Here is an 18337-nt window from a genome sequence, read left to right as displayed (position 1 = left end):
CGGTCGGGGTCGTCGGTGTGGCTGCTCTGCGCCATGGCTCGCCTCCTCGAATGCCGGATTCGTTCGTCTTTCACTGGGACGTCCCGGTGCCCTCGCCGGCCGGGGCCGGCTGGCCGGGCTGGCTGGCGCCGCTGGCGGCGTCGGGCTGCGGCCCGGACTGCGGCCCGGACTGCGGCTGCCCAGACTGCGCTTGACCGGACTGCGGCTGACCGGCGCGTGCCTGGGCCAAGTCCTGGTTCAGCCGCCGCACCTCCTGCGACAGGCGCTGCACCTCCTGCTGAAGGCGCGCGGTGTCGGCGTTCTGCATGGCCTGCCCTTGCGTCTCGGCGGCGTAGGCGGCAGCCCCCTGCACCCAGTAGGGCGGCACGCCGTAATAGGTGTGCACGGCCACCGCCCACTGCCGGTCGGACATGTTCGGGCGGTTGTCGCGGCTGAACTGGGGCGCGGCGGTCAGCCGGTCGCGCGTGGCGTTCAGCACCAGCCCCTGCCCCTCCGGGCCGGGCTGGAACGCCGCCCACGGCACCGGCACGTGCCGCTCGCCCATGCCGAGGAAGCCACCCATGTCGACGACGGCGTAGGCGATGCGCCCGGTGTTGGGATCGACGATCACCTCGCCGATTTCACCCACCTTCTCGCCCTGCGCGCTTTGCAGCGTGACCTTGTCCAGGTCGTCGACCGGCAGCACCTGCGGGCGCTCGACGCTGCGGATCAGCGCCTGCGCGTCGTGCACCACGGCAAGGCAGCCCTCGGCGTTGCCGGCCTGCTGCAGCCGCTCGGCCGCCTGGCGCATGCCGCGCAGGGCGCCGCGCTCGGATTCGGTCAGCGCCGGCCCCGGCACGCCGCCGGCCTCCAGCGCCGCCGTGCGCTGGTCGAGTGTGCGCAACGGCTCCCCGCAGGGCTGCTGGGCCAGGGCCGGCGCCGACAGGGCCAGCGCGGCAGCAAACGACAGAACAAGACGCCTCGACCGCATCGGCCTCACCCTCCGGCTCGCATGATCCGTGCATGATGAACAGCACGGCCAAGCCGGCGGTTCCCCGCAGCCGCGAAGGGGGGCCGCGAAGGGAGGCTTCGAAGCCGTCAGTCGGCGATGGTCCGGAACGGCGTCGGGTGTCCGAAGAAGCGGCCGGCCAGTTCGCTCACCCGCCGCGCGTCGCCGGTGGTGAAGAAAACGGGGGCGGCCGGCTCCGGCCCGGGCGGCGGCGCGTACTCGGGATGGCGCTCCAGGTAATGCTCCAGCGAGCGCGCCGTCAGCGCCGGCTGGGACAGCACCTCCACCCCCTCCGGCAGGACCTGTGCGAACAGGTGCGCCACCAGCGGATAGTGCGTGCACCCCAGCACCACGGAATCGAGCCGCCGTCCGCCAAGCTGCTGGAGCAGGGCGTCCACATAGGCGTGCACGGCCGGGCGGATGGCCTCGTCCGGCGCCCCCTCCTCGATCAGCGGGACGAGGTCGGGGCAGGCCTGCTGCACCACGGTGACGTCCGGCGCCCGCTTGCCGATCTCGCGCGGGAAGGAGCCGGAGTGCACGGTCGGCACCGTGGCGAACACGCCCACCGTGCGCGGCTCCGGCAGGAGGTCGGCGGGCGGTGCCTCCACCATCCACGGCACCCGGGTGATCGCCTCGACCACCGGCACCAGCACGCCCAGCACGTTGCGCCCCGGATAGGCACCCTTCAGCCAGGTCTGCTGCAGCCGGCGCAGCGCCACGGCGGCGGCCGTGTTGCAGGCCAGCACGACCAGCCCGCAGCCCTGCGCGAACAGCCGCTCCACGCCTAGCACGGTCAGCGCGTAGATTTCCTCGTCGCTGCGCCGGCCGTAGGGGGCGGCCGCGTGGTCGCCAAGGTACGCGAAGCCCCGGCCGGGGGCCGCGTCCACCAGGGCCCGCAACACCGTCAGCCCGCCATGCCCGGAATCGAAGACGCCGATCACCGAAGGAAGTCCCCTGCAACGGAATACCCGCCCGATCCTGGCCGAACACCGGCCGGCGCGGGTGTGAGAAGATGCGAAGCCGTGGGCTAAGCCAAGCGCGCCGCGCCGTCAACCGGCGGAATTCGCCGCGACCGTCACCAAACCGTCATCATGGCTGGCGTACAAGACAGTGCCCCGGCATCGTCGCAAGCGTGATGGGGCATCGACGGAGGCAGGGGGATGGTCGACACCACGCAACGGCCGGCGTTCGGCGCCGGCGGCAGGCGGCGCTCGCTGGTGGCGCTGGCCGGCGCGCTGATGGCCGTGTTCATCGTCAACAGCCTGATCGGCCTGTTCGCCATGCAGATGGACCGCGACGCGGCGGTGGCGGACGACGAGCGGCTGCACCGCCTCGTCAACGCGCTGGACGTCGCGCGCGAGGCGCAGGTCGCCTTCAAGATCCAGGTGCAGGAGTGGAAGAACACCCTGCTGCGCGGCGCCGCCCCGGCCGACTTCAACCGCTACGTCGCCGGTTTCGAGGCGCAGGAGCGCCGCGTGGCCGCGCACCTGGAGTCGCTGTCCGGCATGGCCGCCCCGCTCGGCCTCGACGTCAACGCCATCGACGAGGTGCGCACCGCGCACCGCACCCTCGGCCTCCGTTACCGGGAGGCGCTGGCGCGCTACGACGCCGCCAACCCGGCCAGCGCCTTCGCCGTCGACACGCAGGTGCGCGGCATCGACCGCCCGCTCGACCACACCATCGACGCGCTGGCCGAGTCCGCCCGCAAGCGCCTGACGGCCGTCCAGGCCGAGATCGACACGGCGGCGGCCGAACGCACGGCCACGCTGCGCACCGTGGCGATCACCGGCATGCTGGTGGGGCTGGCGCTGATCGGCATCATCCTGCTGCGCGCCGGCGGGCGGCGGGGCTGAGGCGCGGCGTGGAGATCTTCGCCACCCTGTTCGGCGGCCTGGGCCTGTTCTTCGTCGGCGTCAAGCTGATCGGCCGCAACCTGCAGCACATGGCCGGTCGCCGCGTGCGCGCCATCATGGCGCGCGCCACCGGCCACCCGGTGCCGGCGGCCTTCGCCGGTACGGTGCTGGGCGTGCTGACGCAGAGCACCAACGCCGCCACCTTCATCGTCATCAACCTGATCACCGCCGGCGTCATCGGCGTGCGCGCCGCACTGCCGCTGGTCGGCTGGGCCAACCTCGGCACCTCGGCCCTGGTGCTGCTGACGGTGCTGGACCTGCGGCTGGCGGTGCTGTGGCTGCTGGGCGCCACGGGCATGTGCTTCTACTTCGACCTCGACAAGTCCGCGCGCTGGCGCCACCTCATAGGCGCGCTGCTGGGCCTGGGCACGCTGTTCCTGGGCCTGCAGCTGATGAAGACCGGGGCTTTGCCGCTGCGCGACGTCCTGTGGGTGCAGTCGGCGCTGCGCTTCGCCGCGTCCAGCGACGCGCTGCTCCTGCTGATCGGCGCCGTCATCACCATGGTGGCGCAGTCCTCGGCCACCGTCTCCATGCTGGCCGTCACCATGGCCATGGCCGGGCTGATGGGGGAGCACCAGACCGTCATGGTGGTGCTGGGCGCCAGCCTCGGCTCCGGCCTCACCACCTTCCTGATGGCCGGCAACCTGGAGGGCACGGCGCGCCAGTTCGGCCTCTTCCAGATCCTGTTCAAGGCGGTGGGCGTGGCAATCCTGCTGCCGCTGCTGGAGGCGGAGGCGTGGACCGGCCGCCCGATGCTCCTGCACCTGCTGGAGCACATGGTCGACGACGTGCCGGAGCGGGTCGCCTGGGTGTTCTTGCTCTGCCAGATCGTGCCGGCGCTGCTGTTCCTGCCGTTCTACGGCGCTCTGGAACGCTTCCTCGCCCGCCTCGCCCCGCCGTCGAAGGCGGAGGAGGTGGCCCGCCCGCACTACCTGTTCGACCAAGCGCTGATGGACGCCGAATCCGCCCTGCCGCTGGTGGAGAAGGAGCAGGCCCGCCTGCTGCGCCTGCTGCCCGACGCGCTGGACGGCGTGCGCGCCGAACCCGAAACGGCCACGCCCATCCCCTCCCGCGTGCTGCACGAAGCCGTCACGTCCGTCGCCCGCGCCGTCGACAGCTTCCAGACCGAACTGCTGGACGGTGCCCTTCCCCGCGAGGAGTTGGAGCGCGGCATCCGCCTGAAGACGCGGCTGGAAGTCCTCGCCGCGCTCAACGACGGTGTCTTCGAACTGGCCGAGCTGATCGGCGGCAGCCCCGCCGACGCCCGCGCCCACCCGCTGACCGGCAACATGGTGGAGAGCCTGCACGCGCTGCTCCTCACGCTCGCCGAAGCCGCCGAGGATCCGGATCCCGACGGCACCGGCCTGCTGCTGACCATCGCCGGCGACCGCGGCGAGCTGATGGAGCGCATCCGCGCCGCCCTGATGCGCGCCGACCCCGGCCTGCCCGCCGCCGTCCAGCAGGCGCTGTTCGCCGAAACCACGCTGTTCGAGCGTCTGGTCTGGCTGATCCGCCGCTACGCCCTGCTGCTGCGCGGCCCGTACGACACCGTCGCCGAGCCGGCGGCCCTCGCCGCGGCGGCGGATTGAGCGTGCCTCATGCCCCCTTCGTCTCGAACTCCGCCGGCATGGTGATCTCGATCAGCTCCAGGTCATCGGAGTGCGCGATCTCCACGTGCTTGATGCCCGGCGGCTGGTGCACGCAGGAACCGGCGCGCAGCACCACCTCCCCCTGCCCCTCGTAGGCGAACTTCACCCAGCCCTTCAGCACATAGACCAACTGGAAATCCAGCGCGTGCGTGTGCCAGCCGCCGGGCGCCGGGTCGCCCGGACGGGCGCGGATGACGTGCGCGTTCACCTTGCCGCCCGTCGCCTCGCGGATGCCCAGGTCGCGGTATTCGAAGAAGGGGCGCAGCCCGTCGTGCCGGAACGGCGAATCGTCGGCATGGCTAACCGAGAACTTCATCTCGCTCATGGTGGTCCTCCCTGTTCGTTTGACGAACAGAGTACCACAGGCAATCGATGTTGGGTTTTCGGCTTTGGCCTCAACCTACGGCTCCGTTGTAGGTTGGGTTGAGCGCCAGCGAAAACCCAACATCGCCCCCTCACGCCACCGCGCGTTCCGCCGCCAGTTCCGCCGCCGCCTGACGGCCGCGGTCGAAGGCCTCCATGTTGGCGGGCAGCAGCTTCGGCTTGCGCGCGAAGCGGGCCTCCACCCGCTGGCGCAGCCGCTCGGCTCCCAGCGGAAGCAGGTCCGACACGGCGCCCAGCATGACCGTGTTGGTCAGCCGCACGTCCGCCACCTCGCGCGCGATGCCGGACGCGTCCAGCGACAGCACGCGGATCGGCAGCGTGCGCATGGACGCCAGCGGGTCGTCCGGGTAACGGAACAGGCCCGACGAGACCACCGGCGGGATGGCGCGCAGCGTGTTGACCACCGCCGTGGCGCCCGGCCGCAGGTGCGAGGCCCAGCGCAGCGCCTCCGCCGGCTCGAAGGCCAGCAGCAGGTCGGCCTCGCCGGGCGCGATGGCCGGGGCCAGCACCTTCGGCCCGAAGCGCAGGTGCGAGGTGACGGAGCCGCCGCGCTGCGCCATGCCCGCCACTTCCGTCTTCTTGACGTCGAAGCCAAGCTCCAGCGCCGCTTCCGCCAGCACCTCGGTGGCGGTCAGCACGCCCTGCCCGCCGATGCCCACCACGAGGACGTTGGTGACCGTGTCGCTCATTGCAGCATCTCCGAAAGCTTGGCCGGCACGATCGCCTTGGGCGCGCACGACGCCAGGCACAGGCCGCAGCCGGTGCAGGCGGTGCTGTCGATGGTGACCCAGGCAAGGTCGCGGTGGCGGCCGTTCGGCAGCTCCTTGCGCTCGCGCTTCGTGGTCAGGATGGCCGGGCAGCCGGTCTTCAGGCAGGCCGCACAGCCGTTGCACACGTCGTCCAGCACCTTCAGCGCCGGCTTCAGCGTCTGCCAATCGGTCAGCACGCAGGGACGGTCGGTGATGATCACCGACGGCTCCGGCTGCTCGATCTCCTCGGTGATCGCCTTGAACAGCGTCGGCAACTCGTGCGGGTCGACGACACGGATGCGCTCCGGCCGCACGCCCAAGGCTTCGACCAGCTTGCGGAAGTCGACGCGCGGCGCTTCCTCGCCCTTGATGTCGCGGCCGGTGCCGGGGTGGTCCTGCCCGCCGGTCATGCCGACGGCCCGGTTGTCCAGCAGCAGCACGGTGATGTTCGCCTTGGAATAGACGATGTCCAGCAGGCCCTGCATGCCCATGTGCAGGAAGGTCGAATCGCCGATGGTGGCGAGAATCGCCTTGCCCTCGTGCGCCGCCGCCTTGGCCTTCGCCATGCCCAGCGCCGTGCCCATGGACGCGCCCATGGAGATGCAGGTGTCCAGCGCCCCCCACGGCTGCATGGCGCCCAGCGTGTAGCAGCCGATGTCGCCGGCCACGATGATGTCGTTGCGCAGGCGCGACAGCACGGTGAAGGGTGCGAGATGCGGGCAGCCCACGCACATGGTGGGCGGGCGCGGGAACACCTCGATGGCCGCAGAACCCGCCGCCTCCGGCTCCGCCTCGCCCAGCAGGGCGCGCACGGCGCGCGTCACGATGGGGGCGGACAGCTCGCCCATCACCGGCAGGATGTCCTTGCCGTGCGCCTTGATGCCGGCCACCGCCAGTTCGCGCTCGACCAGCGGCTCGGTCTCCTCGACCACCACCAGCGTGTCGACGGTCTTGGCGAAGGCGCGGATGCGCTCGATCGGCAGGGGGTGGGAGAAGCCCAGGCGGAACAGCGGCGCGTCCGGGAACGCCTCGCGCGTCGCCAGCGCCGCCGTGCCCGACGAGACGAAGCCCACGCGCTTGTCCGACCCCGCCCACACCTCGGTGAAGGGTGCGGTCTCGGTGAAGGCGGCCAGCGCCTTGTCGCGCTCGAAGAAGGCCGGCAGGCGCCGCTTGGCGGTGGAGGGCACCAGCACCCAGCGGTTGGCGTCCGGCACGAAGCCGGTCGCCGGATGCTCCTCCCGCTCACCCACCTCGCACACCGCCTTGACGTGGCAGATGCGCGTGGTGAGGCGCAGCAGCACCGGCACCTCGAACCGTTCGGAGATGGCGAAGGCCTCGCGCGCCATGGCGTAGGCGTCCTGGCTGTCCACCGGCTCCAGCACGGGGATGTGCGCGAAGCGGCCCCAGTAGCGCGAATCCTGCTCGTTCTGCGAGGACGACAGGCCCACGTCGTCGGCCACGGCGATGACCAGCCCGCCCTTCACGCCCGCCAGCGTCTGCGACATCAGCGCGTCCGACGCCACGTTCAGGCCCACGTGCTTCATCGCGGCGAAGGCGCGGGCACCCGACAGCGAGGCGCCGATGGCGACTTCCAACGCCACCTTCTCGTTCACCGCCCAGTGGGCGTCGATGCCGTCATAGGTGGCGAGGCTCTCCAGGATCTCCGTGGACGGCGTGCCCGGATAGGCGGAGGCGACGAGGCACCCGGCTTCCCACACGGCGCGCGCGATCGCCTCGTTGCCGGACAGCAGCAGCCGGCGAGGCGCCGGCACCGCGACAGTAGCGTTCAAAGGGCCCTCTCCTTCGGCAACACAATGTCCCCATTTCAATCGGGGAATTGGCTTTGTTACCGAACGATTGGAAGCCCCGTCAAGCAAGGCGATACACCTGGGCGCCTTTGTCGCGCCCCAAATGTATCGCATTGCACCATGACCTACCCCTGGCCAGTAGCCTCGACGCCGATCGCCTGGATAAAGGTCGCCGGGTCGACGTTGCCGCCGCTCAGCACCACGGCGATCGTGCGCCCCTCGGTCGGCAGCTTGCCCGACAGGACGGCGGCCAGCGCCACCGCCCCGCCCGGCTCCACCACCAGCTTGAGCACGGAGAAGGCGTAGGCCATGGCCGCACTCACCTCCTCGTCGGTCACCGACAGGCCGCCGGCCAGCAGGCGGCGGTTGACCGTGAAGGTCAGCTCACCCGGCGTTGGCGTCAGCAGCGCGTCGCAGAACGACACGGCCCCGCCCTCGTTGCGTTGCCGGGTGCCGGCCGCCAGCGAGCGCGCCATGTCGTCGAAGGCGGCCGGCTCCACGCTGTAGACCTCGGCCTGCGGCTGGCTGTGCTTCACCGCCGTGGAGAGGCCGGCCATCAGCCCGCCGCCGCTGCACGGCGCCAGCACGGCGTCGAGCCGCGCGCCCGCGGCTTCCGCCTGCCGCGCCAGTTCCAGCCCGACGGTACCCTGCCCGGCCATGATGTGCGGGTCGTCGAAGGGCGGCACGGTTACGGCGCCGCGCTCGCGCGCGATGCCCATGGCGATCTCCTCGCGGCTTTCGGTCCAGCGGTCGTACAGCCGGATCTCGGCGCCGTAGCCGCGCGTGTTCTCGATCTTCAGCGTGGGCGCGTCCGACGGCATGACGATGGTCGCCGGCACGCCCAGCATCTGCGCCGCCGCGGCCACCCCCTGCGCGTGGTTGCCCGACGACCACGCCACCACCCCCGCCTTCCTCTGCGCGGCGTCAAGCTGGCTCAGCCGGTTGTAGGCGCCACGGAACTTGAAGGAACCGGAGCGCTGCAGCGTCTCCGCCTTCAGCAGCACGCGCCCGCCGGCGCGCGCGTTGAGCTGCGCGTTCTCCAGCAGTGGCGTCGTCACCGCCACGCCGCGCAGCCGCTCCGCCGCGGCCTCGACGTCGGCGATGGTGATGGCGGGCGTGTCTGCATCCATGGTCCCTCTCCCGTTGTTATGTGCACGCATGATGGCACGGGCGCGCGCGGGAGCCACAAAAAGAAACGGCCGGCGGATCGCTCCGCCGGCCGTCGCCTTTAGACGTGTGCTGGAGATCAGGCGGCCTTGGCGCGGCCGGCCACGATTTCCTCGGTGACGTTGCGCGGCACCGGCTCGTAGTGGCTGAACTCCATGGTGTACGACGCACGGCCCGAGGTCATGCCGCGCAGTTGGCCGATGTAGCCGAACATCTCGTTCAGCGGCACGTTGGCTTCCACGGCGATGTTCGTGCCGCGCTCCAGCTGGCCCAGGATCATGCCGCGGCGGCGGTTGATGTCGCCGATCACGTCGCCCAGGTAATCCTCCGGCGTCACGACCTCGACCTTCATCACCGGCTCCAGCAGGATCGGGCCGGCCTTCGGCAGCGCCTCGCGGAAGCAGGCCTTGGCGGCGATTTCGAACGTCAGCGCGTTCGAGTCGACGTCGTGGTACTTGCCGTCCACCAGGCGGGCGCTGAAGTCCACCGTCGGATAGCCGGCGAGCACGCCGTCTTCCTTCTGCATCTGCAGGCCCTTGTCGACCGACGGCACGTACTCGCGCGGCACCGAACCGCCGACCGTCTCGTCCTTGAAGGTGAAGCCCGCACCGCGCTCCAGCGGCTCGAAGATGATCTTGACTTCGGCGAACTGGCCCGAACCGCCGGTCTGCTTCTTGTGGGTGTAGGTGTACTCGACCTTCTGCGTGATCGTCTCGCGGTAGGCCACCTGGGGCTTGCCCATGTTGCCTTCCACGCCGAACTCCGTGCGCATGCGGTCCAGCGTCACTTCCAGGTGCAGCTCGCCCATGCCGCGCAGGATGGTCTGGCCGGTTTCACGATCGGTCTCCAGGCGCAGCGACGGATCCGCGCGGACCATCTTGCCCAGCGCGATCGAGAACTTCTCCTGGTCGCCCTTGTTCTTCGGCTCGACCGACACGCTGATCACCGGATCCGGGAAGCGCATGCGCTCCAGGATCACCGGGGCCGAGGAGTCGCACAGGGTGTCACCGGTCTCGGTCTCGGTCAGCGAAACCAGGGCCACGATGTCGCCGGCGCGGGCCTCTTCCAGCGGATGGGCTTCCTTGGCGAACATCTCGACCATGCGGCCGATCTTCTCGCGCTTGCCGCGGGTCGCGTTGATGACCGACTGGCCCTTCGTCAGCACGCCCGAGTAGACGCGGATGAAGGTCATCGAGCCGTAGGTGTCGTTGATCACCTTGAACGCCAGGGCCGAGAACGGCTCGTCGTCCGAGCACTTGCGCTCGCCGTTCGGGTTGCCGTCCTGGTCCACGGTGGCGATGGCGGCCACGTCGGTCGGCGCCGGCAGGTAGTCGACGACGGCGTCCAGAACCTGCTGCACGCCCTTGTTCTTGTACGAGGAACCGCACAGGACCGGGGTGAAGGCGCCGGCGATGGTGCCCTTGCGCAGGCAGGCGCGCAGGACGTTGGCCGACGGCGGCTCGTCGGTGGTCAGGTAGGCCTCCATGGCCTCCTCGTCCTGCTCGAGGCAGGTGTCGATCAGCTCCTGGCGCAGCGTCCGGATGCTCTCGATGTTGTCGAGGTCTTCCTTGACGTTCAGGCCCAGCTTGGAGATCAGCTCTTCCTCGTTGACCTCCCAGATCTCCCACTTGGCGTCCTTGTCGTCGGAGAACCAGACGTAGGCCTTCATCTCGACGAGGTCGACCATGCCGCGGAAGTTGTCTTCCGAGCCCAGCGGAACCTGCACGCACAGCGGACGGGCGTTCAGGCGGTCGCGGATCATGCCGACGCAGCGGCGGAAGTTCGCGCCCGAGCGGTCCATCTTGTTGACGTAGCACATGCGCGGCACGTTGTAGTTGTCCGCGAGGCGCCAGTTGGTCTCCGACTGCGGCTCCACGCCGGCGACGCCGTCGAACACCACCACCGCGCCGTCGAGCACGCGCAAGCTGCGGTTCACCTCGATGGTGAAGTCCACGTGGCCCGGGGTGTCGATGACGTTGATCTTCTTGTCGCGCCAGAACGCGGAAACGGCGGCCGACTGGATGGTGATGCCGCGCTTCTGCTCCTGCTCCAGGTAGTCGGTCGTCGTCGAGGTCTTGAGATCCTTGGTCTCGTGGACGTCGATGATCGTGTGCTTGCGACCGGTGTAGTACAGGATGCGCTCCGTCGTCGTGGTCTTACCCGCGTCGACGTGAGCGATGATGCCGATGTTGCGGATGTCGGCGAGAGGAGTTTGGCGCGGCATGAAGCGGTTCCATTCCAGGTGTAGAGCGGCACGCGAAGCGTAACGGTCGGCGTCCGCTCCGGCAGCGTCAGGGTTGCGAACTTCTACGGGGTGTTGGTTACGACGTTATGAACAATCCATCAAACACAACAGACCCCACTGGCCCCCGCAGGGCTTTCGCCCACGGAGGTCTGCAAGGCGCGATGACGCCGTCGGCGATGCCTCCGGCGGCGGCAGCACATATCACATTCATACCGTCGTGTCATCCACGCTGAGCACCGTTTCCGGGCCAGCTTTTCCGGGTCAACTTATCCGGATGATCTGTGTTGTGCTTTGGGATACCGTGCTGGGTATCACTCCAAGGAGGACAAATCAATGAGCAAAGAATCGCACATCGCTGCGCTGCGCCAGCGGCATGCGGACCTCGAAGAAAAGATCCGCCAGGAGGAGGCGCACCCCGCTTACGACCATGTCGCCGTGTCGAAGCTGAAGGCCGAGAAGCTGCGGGTGAAGGAAGAGATCGACCAGATGCTCGCCGCCTGAGCGCGCACACCGTTCCGTGGCGGGACCCTTCCCGCCACGGACATACCTCTTCCGCACAGCCGGCCGTTCCGGCGGCAACACGGTGAACTTTCGTTAACCTATATGTGTACGAATAACGTCCTGTACAAGCCTCCCCAGCACGGAGACGCGGCATGGACGCCCGGCCTTCCCCCGCCGCCCGCGGCCCCCGGAACACACCACGGATCGCCCCCCGGACCGGCACCGAGATCCAGCGCGCCCTGAGCGCCGCCGCCGAGTTGGATCGCTTCGCCATCGCCGGCACCAGTCCCCACCAGCGACCGCCGCTGTCCCTGCCCGTCGTCCGGGCGCTGGCGGCGCGCGTCCTCGCCGAACGAATCGCCGCCGCCGCCGTGAACGCCGCGAACGCCGTGGACGCGGAGGCGCTGGCCGCCCAGATCATGCTGGTGACGCGGCACCGCCGCGACGGCGCCGCCATCGCGGCGGAACTGGCCCGGCGCTTCGGCCAACCCGACTTCGGCCGCCCCGACGAGTCGGCGGTGGCGGCCGTCCTCGACGACTACACCTACGAACTGCTGCTGGCGCACGACCGGCTGGTCGCCGCCTGGGCGGCGGCGCACGGCATCGAACCGGTGCTGTCCATCGGCGATCCCATCCGCGTCGTCACCAACGACCACGACTGGCGCCCGGTGGAGGTGACCGGAGAGATCGTCGGCATCGACCGCGCGCATGCCAAATACCATGTCTTCAGCGCCGCGCTGGGCCACAGCCCGGACGGCCCCGGCCCCGCCTTCCGCGCCATCCCCTTCGAAGACGTCCGCGCCATCGGCGAGGAACCCACCCGCGACGCGGCGTAGGAGCAGCCCCGCGCACGCACCGCTGGCCTCCGCCGCCCGTTTCCGCTTTCCTGTCGGCAACCAACAGCGTTGCGGAGGAAACGATGGCGCACAGGATCGCGGTGATTCCCGGCGACGGAATCGGCAAGGAGGTGGTGCCGGAGGGCTTGCGCGTCCTCGACGCGGCGGCGGCCCGGTTCGGGATCGATTTCCGCTGGGATCATTTCGACTGGAGCTGCGACTACTACCTCAAGCACGGCCGGATGATGCCGGACGACTGGCGCGAACAGATCGGCACGCACGACGCCATCTACTTCGGCGCCGTAGGCTGGCCCGCCGCCGTGCCCGACCACGTCTCGCTGTGGGGGTCGCTGCTGAAGTTCCGGCGCGAGTTCGACCAGTACGTCAACCTGCGCCCGGTGCGCCTGATGCCGGGCATCCCCTCCCCGCTCGCCGGGCGCAAGCCGGGCGACATCGACTTCTACGTGGTGCGCGAGAACACGGAGGGCGAGTACTCCTCCGTCGGCGGCCGCATGTACGAAGGCACGGAGCGCGAGGTCGTGTTCCAGGAATCCGTCTTCTCCCGCAAGGGCGTCGACCGCATCCTGAAGTTCGCCTTCGACTTGGCGCAGAAGCGGCCGAAGAAGCACCTGACCTCGGCCACCAAGTCCAACGGCATCTCCATCACGATGCCCTATTGGGACGAGCGGGTGGAGGCGATGGCGAAGAGCTATCCCGACGTGCGCTGGGACAAGTTCCATATCGACATCCTCTGCGCCCACTTCGTGCAGCGCCCGGACCGCTTCGACGTGGTGGTGGCCTCCAACCTGTTCGGCGACATCCTGTCGGACCTGGGCCCGGCCTGCACCGGCACCATCGGCATCGCGCCCAGCGCCAACCTGAACCCCGAGCGCGCCTTCCCGTCCCTGTTCGAACCGGTGCACGGCTCCGCCCCGGACATCTACGGCAGGGGTATCGCCAACCCGATCGGCCAGATCTGGTGCGGCGCCATGATGCTGGAGCACCTCGGCCACGAGCAGGCGGGGGCGGCGGTGCTGGGCGCCATCGAGACGGTGCTGTCCGACGGCCCCCGCACCCCCGACATGGGCGGCACCGCCACCACCGCCGACGTCGGCAAGGCCATCGCCGACGTGGTGGCGAAGGGCTGATCAGCCCTCCCGGTACTCCCGCGCCAGCTTGACGTAGTGGCCGGCATCGAAGGCCAGGAACTCGATGTCGGCCGGCGTCAGGTCGCGCATGAAGCGCGCCGGGCTGCCGCCCCAGAGCTGGCGCGAGAGCACGCGCTTGCGCGGCGTCACCACCGCGCCGCCGGCCACCATCGCCTCCCGCTCGACCACGGCGGCGTCCAGCACGATGGCGCCGATGCCGACGAGGCAGCCGTCCTCCAGCGTGCACCCGTGCAGCCGTGCCCCGTGGCCGATGGTGACGCCCGAGCCGATGACCGTGGCGTGCTCCTCCAGCGTGACGTGCACCATGGTGCCGTCCTGGATGTTGGTGCGCTCGCCCACCCGGATCGAATGGTCGTCGCCGCGCAGCACGCAGCCGTACCAGACGCCCGATTCCGCCCCGATCTCCACGTCGCCGATCACCGCCGCGCCCGGCGCCACAAAGGCGCCGTCGGCGATGCGCGGCCAGACGCCGCGGAACGGCCGGATGATGGCGCCGGGAAAGCGCGCGGCGAAGTCGGCGGCTTGGGAACCTGCGTTCGTCATTCTGTCTCGTCCTCCTGATACGTGCACCTAAGGCAATCCCCGCAGCGACCATAGCGGAGCCGCCGGGAAATCACCCCTTCTTCGCTTAAAGTTTCGTGTCACAACTATCGTGACTCGGGACTTCTCCGATTGAAGTGGCGCGGCTTCCGTGCGACCTTGCCCATGCAATGAGATGGGTCTTTCGGCCCGTCAGGCTTCGCCGCGCCGGCCCCCGGCGATGACCAACGGCCATGCAACGGCAATGACAAGAACGATCGTGCACCGCGCCTTGGTCCTTCTGCTGCTCGTCCTGTGGCCGTCCCTCGCGGTCGCCGGTGCGGAGGACGCGCGCCCGGTGCGCATCGGCGTCCTCGCCTACCGCGGCGTCGACGCGGCGCAGGCGCAGTGGGGCGCCCACGCCGCCTACCTCGAAGCACGGCTGGCGCCGCGCACCGTCCGCATCGTGCCCCTGGGGTATGACGAGCTGACGAACGCCGTCCATGACCGCGCGCTCGACTTCGTCATCACCAACACCGGCCACTACGCGGAACTGGAGCTGACCGGCGGCGTCTCCCGCATCGCCACGCGCCGGCTGCACGGTGCGGACGGCCCGCTGGACAGCTTCGGCGGCACCGCGATCGCGCGGGCCGGCCGCGGCGACCTGGAAAGCTACCGCGACCTGCGCGGCCAGGCCCTGATGATCCCCGACCGCTCCAGCCTGGGCGGCTGGCAGGTGCACGCGGGCGAGGCGCTGGAACAGGGAATCGACCTGCGCCACGCGGCCCGCTCCATCGCCGAGACCGGCAACCACGAGGCGGTCGTCCTCGGCGTGCTGGAGGGCCGGGCCGACGCCGGCTTCGTGCGCTCCGACCTCATCGAGTCCATGGCGGCGCAGGGCAAGATCCGCCTTGCCGACCTCAAGGTGCTCAACCAGCGGCGGGAGCCCGGCTACCCCTACGCGCTCAGCACGAAGCTCTACCCGGAATGGCCGCTGGCGCAGGTCACCGGCACGCCCGACACGCTGGCGCGCGAGGTGCTGATCGCGCTGCTGAACCTGCCGGCCGACAGCGAGGCGGCGCGCGCCGCCGGCCTGCACGGCTGGGCGGTGCCGCTCAGCTACAAGGCGGTGGACGAGCTGTTCCGCAGCCTGCGCCTCGGCCCTTACGCCACCGTCCGCTTCGCCTTCCAGGACGTGCTGGTGCGCTACCCGCTCGCCGCCGCCGGCGCCGCCACCGCCATAATCCTCCTCCTGTCGGCGGCGCTCTGGCACAGCGCCCGCTCGCGCCGCCTCCTGCGCGACGAGGTGGCGCGCCGGGCCGAAGCCGAGCGGTCGCTGCGCGTCCTCAACGTGGCGGTGGAGCAAAGCCCCTCCTCGGTGGTCATCACCGACACCGAATGCCGCATGGTCTACGTCAACGACACCTTCTGCCGGGTCAGCGGCTATGAGCGCGACGAGCTGCTGGGCCGCGACATGGGCCTGCTGCGCTCCGGCCTGACGCCGCCGTCGGTGTACCAGGAGATGTGGGGGCGCCTCGCCACCGGCCAGCCGTGGAACGGCGACCTGTGCAACCGCCGCAAGGACGGGTCGCTGTTCTGGGAACGGCTGACGATCTCCCCCGTCGTCAACGAATCCGGCCACACGATCAGCTATCTGGCGCTCAAGCAGGACATCACCCTCCAGCGCGGGTTCGAGCTGGCGCTGGACCGCGCCGCCAATTACGATTCGCTGACCGGCCTGCCCAACCGCACGCTGGCGCACGACCGGCTTCAGCGCCATCTGGTCGAGGACGGGACGGTTGCCGTGCTGCACGTGGCCACCGACAACTTCGCCCGCATCAACCAGTCGCTGGGGCAGGCGGCGGGCGACGCGGTGATCGCCGCGCTGGCCACCCGCCTCGCCGCCGTCACGGTGGAGACGGACACCGTCGCGCGCATCACCGGCGATGAATTTCTGGTCATCCGGGCACAGCCGGGCGACGCGGCCGAGATCGACCGCCTCGCCAACGCCATCCTGTGGACCGCCGCCCAGCCCATCGAGGTGGACGGCGCGGCGCTGCGCGTCACCGTGCGCGTCGGCATCGCGCTCGCCCCGCGCGACGGCACCGACGCCATCGAGGTGGAGAAGGCCGCCTACAGCGCGGCCCTGCGCGCCCGCGAGGCGGGCGGCAACGCCTTCCGCCATTTCCAGCAGTCCATCGACGCCGAGGCGCGCCGCCGCTTCGAGCTGGAGGTGGCGTTGCGCGACGCGCTGGAGAACGACGCGCTGGAACTGCACCTCCAGCCCTTCGCCGAGGTCGCCACCGGCCGCTTCGTCGGTGCCGAGGCACTGGTGCGCTGGCGCCGCGACGGCGAGGGCTACGTGCCGCCCGGCGTCTTCATCCCGGTCGCCGAGGCCGCCGGGCTGGTGCAGGAGATCGACCGCTGGGTGGTCGAGGCGGCGGCAGCCGCCGCCGCCCGCCTGCGCGACGGCTTGGGCCGGCCGTTCCCGATCGCCGTGAACGTCAGCCCCAAGGACCTCGCCGACCGCGACATGCTCGACCACCTCCGCCGCGCGCTGGGCCGCCACCGCCTGCCGCCCGACGCGTTGGAGGTCGAGGTGACGGAGGGCATCTTCCTGGCCGGCGAGGAAAAGGCGGGCGAGGTGCTGCGCGCGCTGTCCGACATGGGCGTTCCGATCGCCGTGGACGATTTCGGCACCGGTTATTCCTCCCTGGCCTACCTGCGACGCTACCCCTTCGGGAAGCTGAAGATCGACCGATCCTTCGTCGCCGGCATGGACCAGGACCCCAAGCTGGCCGGACTCGTCAACGCCGTGGCGTCGATGGCCAAGCATCTCGGCCTGAAGGTGACCGCCGAGGGCGTGGAGCGCGAGGAGGAGCTGGCCCTGCTGCGCCAGACCGGCTGCGACCTCGTCCAGGGCTACCTGCTCGCCCGCCCGATGCCGCTGGCAAGCCTGGAGGCGCTGCTGGGCGTGGAGGAGATGGCGGCGGCGGTGTGATCCATCCTTCCCGCCGGAAGGACCGTCACGCCGGCGTCGCCTTGCGCGCGGCGTGGATGCGCACGGCGATCAGGCCGGACTCCGCCACCAGCCCGTGCCTCTCCAGCATGGTGCCCAGCTCACGCGCCTGGGCGACCGCCGCGCGCAGCCCAGCCGGATCGCTTCCCGCGTTCCCGATGGCCTCCTGAACCGCACCCGCGACCTGCGCGGCCAGCGTGCGCAGGTTGCCGCGCACACGCTCCTCGATGCCGTCGATGACGGCCGGGCGGGCGCTGTGGCGCAGGTGCGCGGTGAAACGAAACAGGCAATCGATCTGCCGCACCAGGCTGGGGAAGAAGGTTTCGGCCTTGCCTGGCTTGCCGGCAGCCCCACGGGCCAGCGCGAACAGCGCATCGGTCAGCCGCCCCAACGCCACCGTGAGCGCTTCCAGCGCCCGTTCGTCGCCGGTCGGCACGAAGGCCGTCACCTCCTCCTCCCCCGCCTCCTGGGCATCCAGGACGCGCTGCGCCAGAACGATCAGGTTGTCGACCTGCGAGATGACCAGCGCGTTGTCGAACAGGGTGATCAGGTCGCGCGTCTTGACGAACGCCTCGATGGTCGCGGCGGCGCGCGTCAGGCTCAGCCGGGCCAGCCGGCGCGACAGTTCGGTGAGGACGCCCTGCACCTTCGCGTCGCGCATCACCTCGGCCAACCAGCGCAGCCCCTCAAGCCGCAGCAGGTCCATCGACAGCGCGTTCAGGTCGGGGACGTCGTCGCTCTCCAGCAGCCGCTGCATCGACCGCAGGCTGGCCTTGGCGCTCAGCAGGATCGCCTTGCCTATGTCGACGCCCAGCTTCTGGACCTCCGGCTCGCGCTGCCGCCACGCCATCCAGGCCCGCAAGGTGGCGAAGGCGTCGGCACACGCCATCAGGTCGGGCCGCTCCGTCGACGGGGTACGCTGCCCCAGCCCCTCCACCAGCCCGTCCCGCAACGCCGGCAGCAGCGCGCCCACGACCGCCGGCGCCACCAGCGGCGCCAGCCGCTCGCGCCCTGCCAGCGGCGGCAGCCCGCCCAGCGCCACGACGCCCGCCGGTCCCCGCCGCTCCAGCGGCTTCGGCAGGTGCGGGTCGGCGATGTCCATGATCGCGGCCACGGCGTCGGCGTCCCACGCCCCCTTCAGGCGGCGGGCGACCTCGATCGCCTCGCGGACGCGTTGCACGTCGGACACCGCTTGCTCCCCCCGGGAATGCCCCAGCCCACGCTTTGCACTCTAACAGAAGCCCCGCGCCTTGGGCAGGGAACCTTCCCGCCGCGCAACCGTTCTTGTTATGTTCCCATCAAGCACGGAGAACGGGCATGAGCAAGACCGACACCGCCGACCGCCGCCAGCCCAAGGCGGGCGAGGCCTTCTCCAACCGCGACAAGGCGC

Annotated in this window: 15 protein-coding genes; 6 read left to right on the top strand and 9 right to left on the bottom strand. The window is 70.4% G+C overall.

Going from position 1 to position 18337, the window contains the following annotated elements; genetic code table 11:
- Positions 1-70: 70 nt before the first annotated feature.
- Both VED21_RS01490 and murI read right to left on the bottom strand, forming a co-directional pair.
- Positions 71-970 (bottom strand): PRC-barrel domain-containing protein, encoded by a 900-nt coding sequence (locus VED21_RS01490; RefSeq protein ID WP_324880534.1) that lies wholly within the window; start codon positions 968-970, stop codon positions 71-73.
- Between the two features lie 107 nt (positions 971-1077).
- Complete coding sequence (gene murI / locus VED21_RS01485; protein WP_324880533.1) at positions 1078-1929, bottom strand: glutamate racemase; 852 nt, start codon at positions 1927-1929, stop codon at positions 1078-1080.
- A 219-nt stretch (positions 1930-2148) separates the two neighbouring features.
- Between murI and VED21_RS01480 the strand changes: the two genes are divergently transcribed.
- Positions 2149-2841 (top strand): hypothetical protein, encoded by a 693-nt coding sequence (locus tag VED21_RS01480; RefSeq protein ID WP_324880532.1) that lies wholly within the window; start codon positions 2149-2151, stop codon positions 2839-2841.
- A gap of 8 nt (positions 2842-2849) precedes the next feature.
- A complete protein-coding gene (locus tag VED21_RS01475; protein WP_324880531.1) occupies positions 2850-4490 on the top strand; it encodes a Na/Pi symporter in 1641 nt (546 codons plus the stop codon).
- 7 nt (positions 4491-4497) lie between these two features.
- Here the strand turns inward: VED21_RS01475 and VED21_RS01470 are convergent, their stop codons facing one another.
- The 5 genes from VED21_RS01470 to fusA all read right to left on the bottom strand — a co-directional run bounded on the left by VED21_RS01470 (position 4498) and on the right by fusA (position 10882).
- Positions 4498-4875: a cupin domain-containing protein gene (locus tag VED21_RS01470; protein ID WP_324880530.1), complete on the bottom strand. Its 378-nt coding sequence runs from the start codon at positions 4873-4875 to the stop codon at positions 4498-4500.
- A gap of 130 nt (positions 4876-5005) precedes the next feature.
- On the bottom strand, positions 5006-5623 hold the full coding sequence (locus VED21_RS01465; RefSeq protein ID WP_324880529.1) for an indolepyruvate oxidoreductase subunit beta: 618 nt from the start codon (positions 5621-5623) through the stop codon (positions 5006-5008).
- Complete coding sequence (locus VED21_RS01460) at positions 5620-7473, bottom strand: thiamine pyrophosphate-dependent enzyme (RefSeq protein WP_324880528.1); 1854 nt, start codon at positions 7471-7473, stop codon at positions 5620-5622. Before VED21_RS01460 ends, VED21_RS01465 begins: the two co-directional genes overlap by 4 nt.
- Positions 7474-7616: 143 nt before the next feature.
- Entirely contained in the window at positions 7617-8621 is a 1005-nt protein-coding gene (locus VED21_RS01455) for a threonine/serine dehydratase (protein WP_324880527.1), read from the bottom strand.
- Positions 8622-8737: 116 nt separating this feature from the next.
- A complete protein-coding gene (gene fusA, locus VED21_RS01450; protein WP_324880526.1) occupies positions 8738-10882 on the bottom strand; it encodes an elongation factor G in 2145 nt (714 codons plus the stop codon).
- Between the two features lie 354 nt (positions 10883-11236).
- Between fusA and VED21_RS01445 the strand changes: the two genes are divergently transcribed.
- From VED21_RS01445 to VED21_RS01435, 3 genes are all read left to right on the top strand, one after another.
- Positions 11237-11404, top strand: a complete 168-nt coding sequence (locus VED21_RS01445; RefSeq protein ID WP_324880525.1) for a YdcH family protein — start codon at positions 11237-11239, stop codon at positions 11402-11404.
- A 152-nt stretch (positions 11405-11556) separates the two neighbouring features.
- The gene (locus VED21_RS01440) at positions 11557-12240 is read left to right on the top strand and encodes a hypothetical protein (protein ID WP_324880524.1); all 684 of its coding nucleotides are present in this window, start codon (positions 11557-11559) and stop codon (positions 12238-12240) included.
- Positions 12241-12323: 83 nt separating this feature from the next.
- Complete coding sequence (locus tag VED21_RS01435) at positions 12324-13388, top strand: tartrate dehydrogenase (protein ID WP_324880523.1); 1065 nt, start codon at positions 12324-12326, stop codon at positions 13386-13388.
- On the opposite strand, the gene VED21_RS01430 is transcribed toward VED21_RS01435, so the two are convergent.
- Positions 13389-13952, bottom strand: a complete 564-nt coding sequence (locus tag VED21_RS01430) for a gamma carbonic anhydrase family protein (RefSeq protein WP_324880522.1) — start codon at positions 13950-13952, stop codon at positions 13389-13391.
- 256 nt (positions 13953-14208) lie between these two features.
- Here VED21_RS01430 and VED21_RS01425 point away from each other — a divergent pair, with 256 nt between their 5' ends.
- Complete coding sequence (locus VED21_RS01425) at positions 14209-16929, top strand: EAL domain-containing protein (RefSeq protein ID WP_324880521.1); 2721 nt, start codon at positions 14209-14211, stop codon at positions 16927-16929.
- A gap of 25 nt (positions 16930-16954) precedes the next feature.
- On the opposite strand, the gene VED21_RS01420 is transcribed toward VED21_RS01425, so the two are convergent.
- The gene (locus VED21_RS01420) at positions 16955-18136 is read right to left on the bottom strand and encodes a hypothetical protein (RefSeq protein WP_324880520.1); all 1182 of its coding nucleotides are present in this window, start codon (positions 18134-18136) and stop codon (positions 16955-16957) included.
- Between the last annotated feature and the right edge of the window lie 201 nt (positions 18137-18337).

The sequence above is a fragment of the Azospirillum sp. genome, from assembly GCF_035627195.1.
GTDB lineage: Bacteria > Pseudomonadota > Alphaproteobacteria > Azospirillales > Azospirillaceae > Azospirillum.
The sequence above is the reverse complement of the archived record's forward strand: the minus strand, read 5'-3'. Positions and strand labels throughout refer to the sequence as shown.